Source organism: Chloroflexus sp. MS-CIW-1 (assembly GCF_030444705.1).
GTDB lineage: Bacteria > Chloroflexota > Chloroflexia > Chloroflexales > Chloroflexaceae > Chloroflexus.
The window spans coordinates 368,705-385,998 of sequence record NZ_JAUBWR010000003.1; the positions used below are offsets into that span (position 1 = coordinate 368,705).

The 17,294-nt window shown below is 54.2% G+C and carries 10 protein-coding genes and 1 pseudogene; 4 read left to right on the plus strand and 7 right to left on the minus strand.

The window, feature by feature from the left end; genetic code table 11:
- Positions 1 to 38 precede the first annotated feature (38 nt).
- Complete coding sequence (locus tag QTO31_RS18625) at positions 39 to 452, minus strand: VOC family protein (protein WP_301430640.1); 414 nt, start codon at positions 450 to 452, stop codon at positions 39 to 41.
- 110 nt (positions 453 to 562) lie between these two features.
- Here QTO31_RS18625 and QTO31_RS18630 point away from each other — a divergent pair, with 110 nt between their 5' ends.
- Positions 563 to 2,734, plus strand: coding sequence for an ATP-binding protein (locus QTO31_RS18630; protein ID WP_301430641.1), 2,172 nt, complete (start codon positions 563 to 565; stop codon positions 2,732 to 2,734).
- A gap of 201 nt (positions 2,735 to 2,935) precedes the next feature.
- Here QTO31_RS18630 and QTO31_RS18635 read toward each other — a convergent pair whose 3' ends face one another.
- Both QTO31_RS18635 and QTO31_RS18640 read right to left on the minus strand, forming a co-directional pair.
- Positions 2,936 to 3,754, minus strand: coding sequence for a hypothetical protein (locus tag QTO31_RS18635; protein WP_301430642.1), 819 nt, complete (start codon positions 3,752 to 3,754; stop codon positions 2,936 to 2,938).
- A gap of 53 nt (positions 3,755 to 3,807) precedes the next feature.
- Positions 3,808 to 5,331, minus strand: coding sequence for a (Fe-S)-binding protein (locus QTO31_RS18640; protein ID WP_301430644.1), 1,524 nt, complete (start codon positions 5,329 to 5,331; stop codon positions 3,808 to 3,810).
- Between the two features lie 998 nt (positions 5,332 to 6,329).
- Between QTO31_RS18640 and QTO31_RS18645 the strand changes: the two genes are divergently transcribed.
- Both QTO31_RS18645 and QTO31_RS18650 read left to right on the plus strand, forming a co-directional pair.
- The gene (locus tag QTO31_RS18645) at positions 6,330 to 6,782 is read left to right on the plus strand and encodes a PH domain-containing protein (protein WP_301430645.1); all 453 of its coding nucleotides are present in this window, start codon (positions 6,330 to 6,332) and stop codon (positions 6,780 to 6,782) included.
- Positions 6,782 to 7,648: a serine/threonine protein kinase gene (locus QTO31_RS18650; protein WP_301430647.1), complete on the plus strand. Its 867-nt coding sequence runs from the start codon at positions 6,782 to 6,784 to the stop codon at positions 7,646 to 7,648. Before QTO31_RS18645 ends, QTO31_RS18650 begins: the two co-directional genes overlap by 1 nt.
- A gap of 112 nt (positions 7,649 to 7,760) precedes the next feature.
- On the opposite strand, the gene QTO31_RS18655 is transcribed toward QTO31_RS18650, so the two are convergent.
- The 3 genes from QTO31_RS18655 to QTO31_RS18665 form a co-directional block, all read right to left on the minus strand.
- Positions 7,761 to 8,762, minus strand: coding sequence for a helix-turn-helix transcriptional regulator (locus tag QTO31_RS18655; protein WP_031461311.1), 1,002 nt, complete (start codon positions 8,760 to 8,762; stop codon positions 7,761 to 7,763).
- Positions 8,763 to 8,921: 159 nt separating this feature from the next.
- Positions 8,922 to 10,784: an MDR family MFS transporter gene (locus tag QTO31_RS18660; RefSeq protein ID WP_301430648.1), complete on the minus strand. Its 1,863-nt coding sequence runs from the start codon at positions 10,782 to 10,784 to the stop codon at positions 8,922 to 8,924.
- A gap of 11 nt (positions 10,785 to 10,795) precedes the next feature.
- Complete coding sequence (locus QTO31_RS18665) at positions 10,796 to 11,263, minus strand: MarR family winged helix-turn-helix transcriptional regulator (protein WP_301430649.1); 468 nt, start codon at positions 11,261 to 11,263, stop codon at positions 10,796 to 10,798.
- Positions 11,264 to 11,652: 389 nt separating this feature from the next.
- Here QTO31_RS18665 and QTO31_RS18670 point away from each other — a divergent pair.
- Positions 11,653 to 12,472, plus strand: a pseudogene (locus QTO31_RS18670) (IS5 family transposase).
- Positions 12,473 to 13,477: 1,005 nt separating this feature from the next.
- Here QTO31_RS18670 and bchH read toward each other — a convergent pair.
- Entirely contained in the window at positions 13,478 to 17,290 is a 3,813-nt protein-coding gene (gene bchH / locus QTO31_RS18675; RefSeq protein WP_301430650.1) for a magnesium chelatase subunit H, read from the minus strand.
- Between the last annotated feature and the right edge of the window lie 4 nt (positions 17,291 to 17,294).

A 17,294-nucleotide genomic window follows, 5' to 3' on the forward strand; every position in this document is an offset into this window, starting at 1 on the left:
ATCATCTGCATCTACCCTACCCCTGCCCAGTTGCTGCTCTATTCTGAAATGCGGTGCTGAACTAGCTCTACCAGCACACCCTGACCGCCGGCTTTCGGATGAACAAATGCCACCAGCGTGTTGTGGATGCCAGGACGCGGTTCACGGTCAATCAGAGGTAAACCACGCGCCTGGAGCGTAGCCAATGCAGCTTGTATATCATCAACTCGATATGCGATATGGTGCATCCCTGGGCCTTTTTCACGCAAGAAACGGGCAAAGCTCGCCTGATCACTCGTCGGAGCGATCAACTCGATGAGAACATCACCAAATCGCGCAACCCCAATTGCCGCATGTCGCTCAGGCAATTCGATCCGTTCCCATTCCGTCACATCGTAAGCAGTACGATAAAAATCGATGGCCACTTCTAGATCGGCTACGACAAAGCCAATATGATCAATTGCCGTAAACATGACTTGACTCCTTAGTAATCCACCGTTATGCCGATGGATATAGCATATCATAGCATAAGGACATAACGAGATAATTGACAGCTACTCCAGGTTGACTACAATACACAACAATGACACGCGAACTCGATGACCCGACAACCGGTCTGTTACATCTGCTCAATGCGGCTTTTCGTCTCTTGCAAGAGGAGCAGCCGCTGACCCAGCGTGTTCATCGTTTGTTTGGATTATTGCGAATCGCCACTCGTTACCGCGATGGCCGGTTGACGTGCTGGTTACAAGCGGCTCGACCAGGAGCACCCCGCCAGCAAATTTTCTCGCCGGAGTCATGGGCCTATCCCTGGGACGATAGTCTGACCCGTTCGGTGGCCCTTGGCGGAAAAACAGTTGTTAAAACGATTGCCCTTGGCAGTACCGGTCAATCTCTCGAAGGACTGCCGGTGATCGCTGCCGGTTATCTGGGAGCACCGATTTTCTGGGGTGGCAAGCTGTGGGGCGTCCTCGAACTACGCAGCAATGATCAACGCCACTTTGGAGGGCGGATCGGCGAGCTTATCGAGTCACTCAAACCACTACTGGCAGCGGCCATTGCCCAGGAAGGCATGCGCTCACCACAATTGCCGACACCACGCTTTGCCGGTGAGACACCGCCTGGCCTGACCCTCAACCCCTCGCTGCGCCAGAAAATTATCGCACTGAACGAACAGCTTGATCGCACGATAAACTTGCATGAATTGGCGGGGATCGTCTTGCGCCGGGCGCTAGAGGGGAGTGGCGCCGAAGCCGGAGCGATTGCCCTGGTCGATCACGACCGGCGCGAGCTAGTACTCCATTTATGCGAGGGCTATGTAGCAGAGCGTTCCGGCACTGCGCTGCCAAAGCTACCGCGCCAGCGGTGGAGCTGGGAAACAGGGTTGGCCGGACAGGCGGTGCAGATGCGGCGTCCATTGCTCGTGCGCGACGCCGGGCGTGAACCGGGCCTACCGCCCACCATGCTCTTTCGTGCTGAGCTGGCAGCACCGATCATTGCCGATGATCGGGTGTTGGCAGTTCTTATTCTCCACAGCCACCGGGCCAATACCTTCAACGAAGAAGTTCTGGCTTTTATTGACGCTCTTCGCGAACGCACCGCACGACCGCTGGCGCGTGCCCTGTCTTATCAGACGGCTTACGAAACGTCATACCACCTCGGCCAGGTGTTCAGTAGCTTACCCATCGGTCTGGCACTGCTCGATCTCAACGGACGCGTGATTCGCGCCAACCCAGCCTGGTATCAGGTATGGAATATGATCGAGCATCTACAACGTCCCTCGTTTTACGTCGGTATTGATCTGGTAGAGCACCTGCTGACACGGCTCAATGATCCGTTCCGGCTCAGCGAATTTTGCGATCTCGGCCAGCATAACCCCGATCAGGTCTTGGAAACAACTCTTCAGCTTCGGCAACCGTATCAGGAATTGCACGTACTATCGGTTCCTACTCGTGATAGTCAACAACAACTGACCGGACGCTTGTGGGTAGTTAGCGACCGCACTCGGGAACGAGAATCCGATCGGATCAAAAATGAGTTTATTGGGATCGTATCGCATGAACTACGTACCCCACTCACCTCAATTCTAGGCTACACCGAAATTCTCTTGAATCGACAAGACCTCGACAGCGAAAGTCAACGCGAATTCTTAATGACAGTCTCTACTGAGGCCGAGCGTCTGTACAAGCTGGTGAAAGATTTGCTCGACGTTTCACGACTGGAAGCCGGTGTGGTGAAACTCAATCGCTATGCCGTTGGCCTCTGGCAAGTGATTGAAGAGCTGACCATGCAACTTCATACGCAACTGGTGAATCACAAACTTTTGATCGATGTTCGTACCCCATTGCCGCCAGTCTTTGCCGATTACGATAAGGTGAAACAGATTATTTTCAATTTGTTGAGTAACGCAATCAAGTATAGCCCAGAAGGAAGCGAAATTCAGCTTTCGGTACGGCAGGCTACTGCTGATGACTTACCAACGAATCATCCTCCTGGGCAATGGATGTTGATCGTGGTACGTGATGAAGGGATCGGCATTGCGCCTGAAGATCAGGTAAAGCTTTTTGAGCGATTTCAGCGCGTTGATAACAGCAATACCCGCCAGAAAAGTGGTGTCGGTCTGGGCCTGTACATTACCCGTCTGCTGGTCGAACTACACGGAGGAAGAATCTGGGTGCAGAGTGTTGTGGGGAGAGGTAGCAGCTTTTCATTTACCCTGCCAATCTACTCTGCCAATCTAGACAATACCGTATAACGCACCGAGCTACAAAGATGGCGGAAGAAGCTGCACGAAACCCGGGATGCGAGCAGGTCACTCGCATCCCGTGGACTGCCGAAGTGGCGATTCAGGAGTTCGTATCACTTACACTCCGTTCAGGCATGCCATCGTTCCGACGCTGCGTTATTGCCACAGGCAGTCCATGCGCAGGAAAAGTCTGCGCCTGTACCGCGATTATCAGGCAATCGTCCGCGCCATACGCCGACGCACGGCGTAGAAAACGGCCAGGAAGTTATAGACCATGTGGAACAGGTAAGTGAACGGCAAAAGCACAAACAGCGTCAGCCCAAGGAGGGCATGCAGATAGACAATACCGGGCACGAGGTGTAAACGGGCAAACAGCTCTGTCCAGATAATGCAGAAAATAATGGTGCGCACAACGATCCGATCCCAGGCGTAACGACCAGGAGTACGAATACCCTGCGCCGCCCGATCAATATCACTAACTACCGCGCCACTCCACTTCCGCACCAGAGCTACCATTAAGTGCAGATTACCGACCACAGCAAAACCCACTGCGATCCATGTAATCCCGATGAAGAGAGAGCCAAACTCACCGAAGAGAAAGTGAGCCTGTAAGTGCTCACCATTACCGAAGATGATCGCGAGCAGATTTGCCGGTGAATAGTTAAAGCTTTCAGCAAGATGTAGTGAAACATCAGGCACCGGGCGACCAACAACGATATTAGCAAAAACGATCAATGCCGAAATAGTATAGCCGATCACTTCAGTGATGATCGCGACGTGGTAGAGGAGATAGCCTCTACCCCACACCGGATTGGCACGTTTGTAGAAATGGTTAAACGGCCCAAACAGCACAGCGTAGAGAGCGGGAATAACCCCCATACGCGGTGGTGGTGATTCAAATGTTGGCGATACCCCGCGGAAGTGGCGTTTCGTCACCAAAGCCCACGCAAACCGTCCTAAACGCAGTCCGACACCGACGACAAAAATCGCTATTGCCAACGGTGCAACGACATTCAGCAGCTCTATCATAGCTCTCTCCTTCCTCAGCCGGTCATTACTCACATGTCCAGGGAAGTACCACTTCAGTCGCAATTCTCACAATTCATCACCATCTCGCGCAGTGCCCGAATATCGTCGTAGACTTGCGGATGGTCTTTGCTAAAGCGCTTGACTATGTCGTCCTGTTCCAACCAATCGAGCAGCTCTGGAAAATCTGGCTGCTGCATGAGCCGCATCATCTGCCCCTCGACACTGTGCGCGATGAAGAATTCTTGATCACAGTTACGCAGTACAGCCGGAACCCGCATCCGATCCAGCTCACCGAGTTTAGCCAGTGCCGGTTCCATAGCTGCGTACACCACTTCAAAGAGCACCAATGCCATACGATCGCCTGATGGTGACAACTGGTAGGTCTGGCAGGTGTCTTCCAGCGACAACGTACATACCACACAGGGGGAGGTAACAAAATCGGCGCCGGTAGCACGAATCTGATTGGCCTTCAACACCGAGATTTTACGCCGGGTAGAGGTATTTTCGGGCAAACGCATACCACCGGCCCCGCCGTTGCAACAGTAGTTATATTCGCGGTTGGGCGTCATCTCGATGAAGTTATCGGTTACCAGGTTCAACAATTCACGGAACAGGTCACCGAGACCAGAAAGACGAGTCGCATAACAAGGATCATGGAGCGTTACTTTCAGATGGGTTTTCTCAACCGGCAAACGGCCCTGCTTAATCAGATCAAGCATGAGTGCATCAACACTCACAATCGGATAGCGGAATGGACGACCAAGTGTCTCAGACGCCTCGGCATAGAGAGTACGAGTATCACAACCACATTCGACAAGGAGAATCTTCTGAACACCCAGGCGATCCGCTTCTTGCTCCCAGTCTTCTAACATCTGCCTAGAAAGTTTATGATGAACAGCGATATGATCGATTTCAGTGCCGGTATCAATCACGTAGGGGGAAATCGTATAACTCACACCAGCAGCGTTAAGGATTTTGATAAGTTTAATACCGTAATCGGGAATTTTCGTATTACCCGCTGCCGGACACACAAAGAGAAACTCGGCGTTTTGAACATTTACCGGCGCTTCCAGTCCCTCATTACGCAGAAAAAGACCGACCCGACCCAGGACCTGAGCAGCAGTTAAGCCAAAACTGTGGCGATGGCGATCGGTATTTTCGATGATTGAACGGATCGTTGGATTAGCATAACTCAACCCGGAATCAGCATAGGCAGCCCGGGCGAGACGCACTATTCGACGAATACTGATCCCGGAGGGACAGGCCAGGGTGCAGCGACCACACGCAGTACAGGCCCAAAAGTACTGCATATGCTCTTTCAGATCGGCAAGCGTAGGGGTAGGCACCAATCCAAGAGCACCGCCAATCTGCCCTTCCAGCGTCATATACCGGCGGTAAATCTGGCGAATGAAGCCGGTCTTATACGTTGGATGGAGCTTTTCATCGCCGGTAACCAGATACCACGCACAGGCCTCACCGCACATCTTACAATCCATGCATGCTTCGAGATTAACCACATCTTCGGCGGTGAGGTTATGACGCAACGAATCGACAAACGCCTGCATCTCTGCTTCCATTGCCAGTAACTCCTTTCTGATTGATTTTGATCAAATCTGCGCACGCTATACCCTCCCTCCTCTCCACCCTCACCCGATGCACCTCCGTATGAAACGTGCGTGGTATGGAGAGATACCGGCAAGCTATACATTCGAGCACGATGGTTCTTGTTGGTTATGAAATGTATTACGGGAAGGTATTGTACTTGAAATATAACAGACATCTAGGCTAATATAGTTAAGAAATCACAACAAAAAATTATTATATATTTTTATTATGTGATTCGGATATATTTTGTGTATATTTTCACATCGGAACTTGTTGTTATCGGGAAATAAGCGTGATCCTGCTCTTGATACGGCAGCCCGATCCGCAGCTATCTTTGTGCGGTATCTTGTCTTGTGCTGCTTCGTCACAACCAGACCTCGCGCCCCATTAGCGCTGGTACAAGTGACCCGGCTAATCGGGCTGCTGTCAGGGGAAGATGACTCCCGCCCACTATGCCTGTCACCATACTGGGAGTAGTGAGTTCTCAACCTACTTCAGCGAGGGAGCCAATAGAATGACGAAGAACGACACGGTGATACCGCACTCCCACATGATCTGCCCTGGATGGTATCCACACACCCAGGGATGCGAACCTGAGAAACATAGCTCTAAGGCATCTGACGAGAGCAGGGTATGCTTATACCTGTTCCGTTGGCCCGAAAATACGGTTTTCAAGTGCCAAATTGCTGCATCTACATGCATTTCTTCATCATGAATCGTGGGAACGAAGCACGATCCATTCGACGATCACAACGTAGGGAATCATGAGTCTTCCGATGGATGACTTTCTACTGCACGCTACGTATACTACTCGTAAGAATACCGATACCCTTATATACCCAAAAGATGATGGCAAAAAGGAGGTGATTTACACATTAGAATCAACCTGGCTCGACAGTAGGCAGATTATTCGTTAGCCTCAGGATGGCAGAACACACTCATACAACGCCCATCGGCGAAGGAGGGACCTATGGCAATGATCCCCCATCTGTACCCCCCGACCACGTTCCGTCGCCATCCGCTGCGGCGTCTGCCGCACTACGTGGGCCTCGCCGCCCTCCATGGGAGCCTGTTAGCACTGGCATTTCAGGCAACGAAGCCATCGTTTGCGTTCCCCGGCGTAGCTATCGGCTTCACGGTCGCTAGCTTATTGGCACTCATCACAGCGATTATCATAGGGCTTCGAGAATATCAGTTTGCGCTCACTATTACTCCGCATCTCATTATTGTCGATGAAGGATTTCCGTTTGGCTCGCGCAAGATTATTGAGCGTGTGTATATTAGTCAGTATCACCTTCATCGTCACCCCTTGGAAGCCCTCGCCGATAGTGGAACGTTAACCATCACTGTAGGCAATGAGACATACACCTTTACCGGGTTGACCTCATTACACAGATTGGCCATACTCCTGGAGGGATCGTGATGAACTGTCGCGCCAGTAGCCACCAGTTCGGGGATCGGTTCGAAGTTATCCGTCAGTTGGCCCGTACCGCTCACAGTATCGTCGATTTGGCCTTCGACCACGATACAGAACAACTCGTTGTCATTAAGTGGCTGGCGCCTACGTCGCGTGGCGTCTCGTTGCGCAAAGCAGCTCGGGCATTTTTGCATGAGATCATGATGACGAAGGTGATCGCTGCGCTATCACCAGACAGCGACAAAAAGCGATACTTTCCGCAGTTTATCACTATGGGCAAGATAGCCGGAAAACCACCGAGATACTTCTTCGTGGAGAGTTACCTTGACGGTGAGACACTTGACTCAATTCTGGCTGCCGGTCGACCAGCCGATGCGCTGCAAATTGCGCGCAACCTGTGTCACGTGCTCCGCATCTTGCACGCTAATGGGATCGTTCATGGTGATCTGCATCCGCGAAACATTATCGTTAAAAACGACGGTAATGTTTCTCTAATCGACTTCGGCCTCAGCCGTCGTCGCGGTCAGGTTGTTCCGGAGCTGGCCGATATTGGCCGACCTGGATATACCCCACCCGAACAACTCGAAGGTGGAGCCATTGATGAGCGGAGCGATTTCTTCGCCCTCGCTCAGGTACTCGACGACCTGTTGGCGGTGGAAACGCTGCCGTCAAATCTTCAGCGTCTCATCAACCTGATGCGCGAACCATTGGTGGCACGCCGACAGGTAAATCTTGCTTCGCTTCAGGCTGAACTTGCGGAGCTGCAACGTAGCATTGAACTTCAGCAATTGCAACCACGTTTCCTGAAAGTCTTGCTCGTGGTAAGCATCGTGATTATTCTGGTCTTTTATCTGGCCTTTCTCTACCGATAGTTCACATGTCTGCCGCAACGACAAGGAGCAGTCGCACAATCTGTTCGCACATTGTGGCTGGGAAGGACAACGGAAGAGATACCATCATGCTCTGGCAGTACGCCTCAGTCGGCTATAGATAGAGTTCCCGCATCCGGGCAATCGTCCTGCGTATCTGCTCGATCAACTCTGCCGGCTCAAGCACCTGACAATGCTCGCGGTAACGTAGCAGTATCTGTTCGGCCTGCCAGAGATCACTCGTCTGAGCACATATTTCGGCGCTACCATCAGGGTGGTACGTCACCGTACTTTGCGGAAACCAGAGCGAGATGTCACGATTGCGGGCCACCTGCGGCGACAAACGGTACCGTAACGTCCAAGTCCGGCGCGGTGGTAGCTCAGGGGGTAATACCCGCCGCTCAACGTGGAGCGATTCGGGAATGATCCGGTCAACACGGTAAGGGATGTACTGCCCAATGATCGACTGATGAGGTGCGCTGTAGCAGTAGGCTTCAAGGTAAGTATGACCATCACGCACAAACAGACGCACCGGCGCCACCCGGTGTAATTCGAGTTCGTCGCTGTAGTTTGATCGGTAGCGAAACTGGATGGCATGGCGTCGGAGATTCCGGCGTAAGCGGGTCAATAATTTTTGATCAATGGTCGTGCTACTCTGAGGAAGCTCAATCTGCCACACCTGCCGTTGCTGAAGCGTCAAGCGTTGTTCAGGCGGCAAGAGGGCAATGATACGCTCGAATAATGAACGCACGTGAAACGCCTCCGGCCAACTCCCCTCACTGAAAAATGATACGAGGAAAGCCAGCGCCTCTAACTCCTCATCGGGCAGATTCAAGAGTGTCAGGCGTCCTAACTCGGTCAGGGCATACCTTCCATCAGATTGACGTTCGATAGTACAGAGGAACTCATTCCGCAGGGCATGGAAATCGTGGCGAAGTGCAATCAGAGCGTTAGATGGGTAAATCGACTCGCTGAACGCTCGCCGTGCATCAGCGATCAGCTCAGTTGGTGTTGCTGGGCCACGGATAAAGCGGCTGACAAGCCATAGCCGACGTTGAACTGTCAACGCCGAACTCCGTTTACGGCCACGACCACGACGAGTGCGCTGAGTCGCCACGATGACACCTCGTAGACATAGGGATACGATTCCTTGTTCGTATTATACCTGATATAGCAAGCATCGGTACTATAAGAAAAAGATAATCGCCTCAACTAGTGTTGAGGCGATTAGGGTTGTGTTGCGAGGAACGCAAACCTGTATACGAACAGAGCGGCCTTACTCCATCATCGGTGGCAAATCCTGACCATAACTACGCTGGAGAGGCAATTCAGGAATGAACAAGGCAAGGATGAAGCCAATCAGCGCAACCCAGATTGCGTACCAGTAGATGGTGGTGACGCTGGTGGTAAAGGCATCCTTCAACGCCACACTGATCTGTCGCCCTAATGCCCGCCCTTCTGCACGTGCCGTCTGCTCGGCTTCGTCGAGACGGGCCAAAACCTGACTCAACGCCTGCTCGCGAGCTGCTGCTGGTAGTGAGCCAATCATGTCAAGCATCGCTTTTTGCTGCGCAGGTAATTGTGGATCGTTCCGCAAAGCCGCGATTGCTGCCGGATCGGTATCACGCAACGCTCGTGAGATCACCTCGCGGCGGGCAGCAAATTGATCGGCAATTGCCTGCTCAATCTTGACCGCCGGATCAACTGGCTCGCCACCTGCGCTCTCGGCGCTCATACCATTACGTAACGCACTGCTGTCAAAGCGAGCTGCCAGTTCAGGTGGTAATTGAGCCTGAATCGGCGCTAGATTCGCACTCAGAGTCGTCGTGAGAACACCGGCCAAGATCGCCCCAAAGACAGCCGAACCGACTACCTGCCCAATTTGCTGGAAGAACTGGCGACTAGCGGTTGCTGCACCCAAATCGGTACGCGGAACCGCATTCTGCATGGCCAGATTGAGGATCGGCATCGATGGCCCCAACCCCAGCCCCAGTACAATCATCCGTAAGCGCACCATCCAGATCGACGTGTCAGGGGTAAGGGTCGTCAACCACCAGAGGGCACCAACGATAATGGCCATCCCACCAACGATGACCCACTTGTAATGACCGGTGCGCTGCACAATTTGTGATGAGACCATTGCTCCCACCACAAGACTCAGGGTGAGCGGGATCAGTGTGGTACCGGCAGACGTAGCACTGACACCTAACACATTCACCAGGTAGAGCGAGAGGAAGAAGATTGCCGCAAAGAGAGTGGCACCAACTGTTACCCCAATCAGGGCAGTCAGAGTAAACGTGCGAATCCGAAACAGATGGAGTGGCAAAATCGGTGATTCGGCCCATCGCTCGATCAGCAGAAAGAGGATGAGACCAACCACACTGATTGCAAACAGACCCAAGATGAGCGGCGATGTCCATGGATAGTCATTCTTGTCGAGCGTGAGAGCCAGCAAGAAAGGAATGACCGTTAGCAGCAGCGTTGCTGCACCGGCATAGTCAATTGCTGGCTTGAGACCACTGTGCAGACGTGGCAATTTAGCGACGATAAAGCCAAGGGCAACTATCCCCAACGGTAAGTTGACGAAAAAGACCCAGTGCCAGCTCAGATTGTCGGTGAGCAGACCACCGATAAATGGCCCGATGACGCTCGACAAGCCAAACACGGCCCCAAACAAGCCGAGGTATCGTGCACGCTCTGCCGGTGCGAAGAGATCGGCAGGAATGGCAAATGCCGTCGAAGTGAGCGAAGCGGCGCCAAACCCTTGCAAACCACGAAAGAACACCAACTGCGTCATATCGCCGGCGAGACCACACAACAACGAACCGAGCAGAAAGACCGTGATCCCAAACAGTAAGACATATTTACGCCCGTAGATGTCTGACAGTTTGCCGTAGATCGGCACCATAGCCGTGGAAGCCAGCAGATAACTGGTCGAGACCCAGCCGATCAACTCGATACCTTTCAGATCGGCAACGATGCGGGGTAGCGCCGTAGAGACAATGGTTTGATCAAGCGCTGAGAGAAACAGACCAAGTAATACGCCAACCAGGATGAGAACTTTGCTCCGTTGATCAAGCGTAGCTGCATAATCAATGCGGGTCGTGGTGACAGTTGTGGGAGTCGTAGTTTTGGCCATAAAGAAACCCCTTAAGATGTGGTTATCAGATTCCATTCCCGACAGGCGGCACTGAGCGCCTGTCCCAGTTGTTCAATCAATGCTGGTGGTAACTGTCGCAAATGACGACTTGCCTCTGCCAACCTGATCTGACGTGCCTCGGCGACAAGTGTCTCGCCAGCAGGTGTCAGGGTAATCTGTTTTTGACGGCGATCATGCGCTGCTTCACGTCGTTCAACCAGTCCATCTTGCACTAGTTGATCAATTATCTGACTAGTGGTACCCAGCGCCAAATTGAGGTATTCACTCAACGCAGTGACAGTTGTCACGCCTTGACGTTGAATGTACATTAACGACACCAGACGGGGCATTGAGAGATTGGAACGCTGAAGAAACTGTAAGAGCGTTTCCATACTCTGACCCATCAGTTCGCTATGCACCAGATTGAACAGCACAGCGACATCTTCGGCAGTGTAGGGGGGATCGAGTTCGTGATACACTTTTAACCTCCAAATAGTTTGAAAAACCAAACTGTTTGGAGTTTACAACCTTTTTGCCGATCTGTCAAGCATGAACCATCGGAAGGCATAAGTTTTCAGCGGTTTCTGTCGCGAGGCTGCCAGCCCGCGTCGTGTGGGCATTGGGAAGAAGCATCTCACGGAGGGCGCGTTGGAAACACGCTCTCTACCGTGGGTTAACGGGCATGATGAGGAAAAAGAAAAGTCAAGCGGGGTAGTGGAAGGAACAGATTCCGCTCCATCATAGAGAGTGGATAGAGGAGGGTAAGGCGAGCTAGAACCTGCCCTTTTCGCGCTTAAGAGCCGATCTAAATCTCTGAGAGAGTGTCTGAAATGTATCTGGTCGAGGGTTTTGATGGATACGTAATGGTATGAGCAAACAGAACAGACGAACATCATATCCTACCGACTGTACAGACGCCGAATGGCAACGGATTACCCCCGCTTTGCCGGAACGGACGTCACCCCGAGGGTAACACCGCGTCCATGCGTACCGGGAGATTCTGAACGCTATCTTCTCTATCTTGCGCAGTGGGTGCGCCTGGCGGATGCTTCCTGATGACGTGCCTCCCTGGCAGACCGTGTATCATTCCGTTCGGTGCTGGCAACGGGATGGAACTTGGGTGCGCATCCATGATGCTCTTCGCACGGACATACGAGGTGCCGCAGGGCGAGCGGCAGAACCGAGTGCTGCGATTCTCGACCGCCAGTCGGTCACAACGACGGAAAACGGGAAACTCGAGGGGATGATGCTGGCAAAACCGTCCACGGGCGCACACGCCATCTGCTGGTGAATACCGTGGGTTTGGTGGTGACGGTGGTGGTTCATGCCGCCGATGGACAAAACCGGGATGAGGCACGGTTGGTGGTGGGTAACGTCCACGGGAAGCAGTCGCGCGTGCGGGTGATGTGGGACGATTGGGGCGATGCCGGCCAAGTGGTGGAATGGGCGCAGCACGTTGGTGGCTCTGGACACTGGACAGCAGCAAGCGTCCCACTGGGGTATCGCACTTCCACGTGTTGCCGAGACGCTGGGTGGTGGAACGGACCGTTGCCTGGCTGGGAACGTATCGTCGCTTGCATAAGGACGACGACGCACGCACCGATACGAGCGAAGCACTCATAGATGTCGCCATGATTCCCGTGATGGTCAGACGGTTGACCCACATCTATGCCAACGACTCTTCATAGAATGTTCAGACACTTTCTCAGGTCGCGGGCTACAGGCCCGCGCTCCCCAGGGCCGCGGCGGATGTCAGGTCGCGGGCTACAGGCCCGCGCTACCCAGGTCTGCGGCGGATGTCAGGTCGCGGGCTACAGGCCCGCGCTACCTGGGGCCGCGGTGGATGTCCGGTCGCGGGCTAAAAGCCCGCGCTACAAGGGCCGCGCTATCCAGGGCCGCGGCGGATGTCAGGTCGCGGGCTAAAAGCCCGCGCTACAAGGGCCGCGCTATCCAGGGCCGCGGCGGATGTCAGGAGACGCGGGCTAAAGGCCCGCACTACCTGGGGCCGCGGTGGATGTCAGGAGACGCGGGCTAAAGGCCCGCGCTACCCAGTTCCGCGGCGGATGTCCGGTCGCGGGCTAAAAGCCCGCGCCACCCAGGTCTGCGGCGGATGTCCGGTCGCGGGCTAAAAGCCCGCGCTACAAGGGCCGCGCTATCCAGGGCCGCGGTGGATGTCAGGAGACGCGGGCTAAAGGCCCGCGCTACCTGCGGCCGCGGTGGATGTCAGGAGACGCGGGCTAAAAGCCCGCGCTACAAGGGCCGCGCTACCTGCGGCCGCGGTGGATGTCAGGAGACGCGGGCTAAAAGCCCGCGCTACAAGGGCCGCGCTACCTGGGGCCGCGGTGGATGTCAGGAGACGCGGGCTACAGGCCCGCGCCACCCAGGTCTGCGGCGGATGTCAGGAGACGCGGGCTACAGGCCCGCGCTACAAGGCCCGCGCTACAAGGCCCGCGCCACCCAGGGCCGCGCTACACGTGATCAGAAACTCGTGGTTTTGATCAGGCTTTCAGCGGGGGCATCGGCTGCAATGACGAGAAACGATAAGCCTCATCAAAAATTTGGGCTTTTGATAAAACTCGATCAACGGCATCTCTAGAATGATGAGGGGAACGGTGGTGGGCAACTGATGCACCCTCACCATCCCCCCTGGCAACCTTCCGCTCCCACAAGCGGTTTTAAACACCTGCTTGAGGTTAACCGGTAATGCCCTCTAACCGATCTTCTAGATCGGCGTGCAACTCGCGTAGCCGCTCTAATGTCTCTTCATCGGTCTGCCACATGCCACGCGCATTCGCTTCGAGTAAGCGACCCACCATATTCCGCGCCGCAGCCGGATTGAGTGCTTCGATGCGAGTACGCATTGCATCATCAAGGACAAACGTCCGCGCTGCTTCATCGTACACCCATTGATCAACAGCGTCGGTCGTTGCGCTCCAGCCTAGCATATAAGTAAACCGGCTGGCAATTTCGGCAGCGCCATTATGTCCGTGGCGCAACATCCCCTCATACCACTTCGGATTGAGGAACTTCGTGCGGTATTCAACCCGTAGGGTCTGTTCCAGGGTTTGCAATTTCGTTTCAGCCGTGAAGCTCTCGACAAAATTGAGCGGCACCCGCTGACCGGTCGCCCGTTCGGCAGCCGCTTTCAGTGCACCCGAATACCCATAGTAGTGCTGCATATCGGTCAAACCGTATTCGACGCTATCAATCTCCTGAGCGACACGGCTCACCGTGCCAAGGAGTGCCCGCAAGACCTCTGGCCGGGCCTCACCATTTTGGCGCCCGCCAAAGGCGTAAGCATTACGCTTGATGAACAGTTCCTCCAACTCTTCGCGTTTCTCCCAGGCACTTCCTTCGATAGCTTCATCGACATCGGTACCGTAAGTTCCAGCAGCCTGCGTAAAGATACGCGCCGTTGCCTGATCGAAGCTCTTCCCGGAAGCCATCATCTCCTGGACGTGCTTGCGGATGTAATTCATTTCTGGCGGTTCATCGGCAGCAGCCGCTTCCCTTACCAGCCGATCGAGCATGTCCATCGTACCTGCAAAGATGTCGCGGAAGATGCCGGACGCCGTCATTAGGACATCGATCCGTGGCCGACCCAACTCGGCTAGCGGTATCAGCGCATAACGGCCCACTTTACCCTGACCATCCTTGACCGGTCGGGCGCCGATCAACCCCAGCACAATCCCGATAGATTCGCCCTTCGTTTTAATGGCATCGAGACCCCACAACACTTGCGCGATAGTCTCTGGATACTGGCCGGTCTCGGCCCGATGGGTAGCAATCAGCGTTTCGGCAATCCGAAGGCCACGCTCGTAGGCGCTATCGGTTGGTACGCGGAACGGATCCATACTGTGGATGTTGCGACCGGTGGGCAAGACGGTGACGCCATCGCGGATAATATCGCCACCTGGGGCAGCGGGGATGTAACGCCCGGCCAGACCGCGCATTAGAAAATCCAGTTCCTGGGTGTTGTCGCGAAGTGCAGCCAGGAGCGCCCGACCATGGTGCACCAATGCGGCCAACTCACTACTGGAAGATAAACCAACCTGACGCGCAGCCTGCTCAGGCGGTAGATGACCAAATACCGTTTGCTGGACCAGTTCGGTACAACGGCTTTCAATCTCTTCGCGTAAGGCTAACGCATCGGGATCACCCTGGCGAGCCTTTGTGAGTACTTCACTGTATCGCAGGCCAGATTTCCGCACCGACAACAACAGATCGGCCAGACCAGGCAACTCACCACGTGGCACCTTCAGCGTTTCGACGATCAATGTCAACTGCTCTTCAGGCGGCGGTGCACTCCCCAGGATATGCAAACGATCCGTGATCATCGTCGCGGCCAAATCGCGCAGATAGGCATAAGCCCGCGATGCAAAGCGACTGAACGACTCACCGGGCTGGCGTGCTAGCTCCTGGTCGAGGTTAAGCAGGGCGATCTTCTGCATAATCGCGACTGCTTCTGGACTTTGATCATCATCTGCGAGCGCAGGTGGACGCTCGCGATATTCGGTCAACAAGTCTTGCAGAGCCTGCAACTCACGGTACAGACCGGCCCGGCCATACGGAGGGATGGCGTGACCGATGATTGTGCTGTAGCCACGGCGCTTGGCAATATTGGCTTCAGCGGGATTGTTGATCGGGTAGACGTAGAAGTTTGGTATCTCACCGAGCAAAATATCAGGCCAGCAACGGTCGGTAACCCCTAACTGAACACCGGGCATCCATTCAGCAGTACCGTGCATACCAAGATGAATAATGGCATCGGCGCCGAAACTCTCGCTGAGGTAGCGATAGAAGAGCGCGTACTGGTGGTGAGGTGTGTTCTCCTTATCAAACAACAACCGCATTGGATCACCGGGCATCCCGATTACCGGCTGCACTCCGATAAAGATATTGCCAATCTGCGTTCCTGCCAACCGTACCTTATCGCGCCCCAAGGGTGCAATATCACCGGGAAACTCACCCCAACGGGCATTGATCCGCTCTTGATCACTCGGCCGCAACCAGCGGTAAAAGTCTTGGCGGTCGGCACTCGTGCCAATGACCACCGGTGGATGACCGGGTGGCAACGGCTGATCATTGACTAACCCTTCAAGACAGCGGGCAAAAGTTGCCGGATCGCGAGGATAACGCCCCACCTGATAACCTTCGGCAGTCAGACGGTCGAGAATGGCAATCAGACTTGCCGGTACATCGAGGAGTGCTGCTGTAGCTACCTTACCCTGACCAGGCGGATAGTTGTAAACAATAATCGCCACCTTCTTGTCGCGATTCGGCTTCTTGCGTAGCTGCACAAAACCGCGAGCTATGCGGGCCAACCGTTCGAGGCGGTCAGGCACTGTGGAGATCGTACTACCACGCATGCCACCGAGAACAACCGGCGCTACTGCACCATCCATCTCAGGCAAACTGAAGAGGAACGTGCTTTGGAGTGGACCAACACCACGCTCACGCCAATCATCCTCGTCTTGCACGAATAACGGCTGCGCCACAATATACGGCGTATCAAGCTTACTTAGCAACTCACGGGCAACATCGACCGTCAACCCGGCCTTGGTTGAACCGGCAGGGCCGCCTACAAGGGGGAAGCCCATCGTGTTGATCACCAGATCAACATTCATCCGGGTGAGCCACTCACGTACTACAATATGGCTCTCGATCCCCATCACGAAGATTGGCAAGACGCGCAAGCCGGCAGCTTCCAATGCGTGCACGATCTTGTAATGGTAATCAGCACCGGACAAGATATGAGCGCGGAATGACAAGAGCGCCACCGTACCCAATGGTGGCGACACTCCTTTGCGCGCACGGTTGCGATCCTTCTCCCAACGTTCATATTCGGCAGGACTGGCAAAGAGTCGTGGCGCATCAGGATGGGCAAAACCCATATTTGGCATTTCAACGACTGGATCAACGTGCAGATGGCTCATTTCGCAGTATTCACGCAAAATGAGCTTAAACATATTGGCTGCATTGGCAATACTGCGATGATTCCAGTAGTTATTGACATTTGTCCAGTTCCGAAAATCGTTTAATCGCTTGCCGGGCAGAAAATTGATTAGCTTTGAAGTAATCTTCTGCAATTTTACGTAGCCATACAGAGCGTCTTCTTCGCGACCACCGACGAGCAGCCGGGCAACGTTCTGAACCGGTTTGGGCATCCCCTTACCGGCCTTCAGGTTGTACGAACCAACCTTGTTCAGCCGCATCACCTCCGGCAGCCCCTCGAACGAAAAGACAACTGGCGGATCGTGACGTTCGACCATCGGTATCAGCACCTCCGCCGTTTCATTCAGGGTGATCAGTGAGAGAATCAGACAACGGCAGCGGGCAATCGCCGCTTCCACCTCTGCTGAACGGGCGGTTACATCACGATCCTCAAAGATATGCAATCGAAAATCGGGAACCTCTTTGCGAACCTCAGCTTCAGCGCGACGAAAAAAATCCTGACTGTAGCGCTGTAAGCCGAGTATCATCACAAACTCAAGTGGTTGGCCCATAGCG

Coding starts and splice junctions, on each gene's coding strand:
- QTO31_RS18625 (WP_301430640.1), bottom strand. CDS start 452: ATGTTTACGGCAATTGATCATATTGGCTTTGTCGTAGCCGATCTAGAA.
- QTO31_RS18630 (WP_301430641.1), top strand. CDS start 563: ATGACACGCGAACTCGATGACCCGACAACCGGTCTGTTACATCTGCTC.
- QTO31_RS18635 (WP_301430642.1), bottom strand. CDS start 3,754: ATGATAGAGCTGCTGAATGTCGTTGCACCGTTGGCAATAGCGATTTTT.
- QTO31_RS18640 (WP_301430644.1), bottom strand. CDS start 5,331: ATGGAAGCAGAGATGCAGGCGTTTGTCGATTCGTTGCGTCATAACCTC.
- QTO31_RS18645 (WP_301430645.1), top strand. CDS start 6,330: ATGGCAATGATCCCCCATCTGTACCCCCCGACCACGTTCCGTCGCCAT.
- QTO31_RS18650 (WP_301430647.1), top strand. CDS start 6,782: ATGAACTGTCGCGCCAGTAGCCACCAGTTCGGGGATCGGTTCGAAGTT.
- QTO31_RS18660 (WP_301430648.1), bottom strand. CDS start 10,784: ATGGCCAAAACTACGACTCCCACAACTGTCACCACGACCCGCATTGAT.
- bchH (WP_301430650.1), bottom strand. CDS start 17,290: ATGGGCCAACCACTTGAGTTTGTGATGATACTCGGCTTACAGCGCTAC.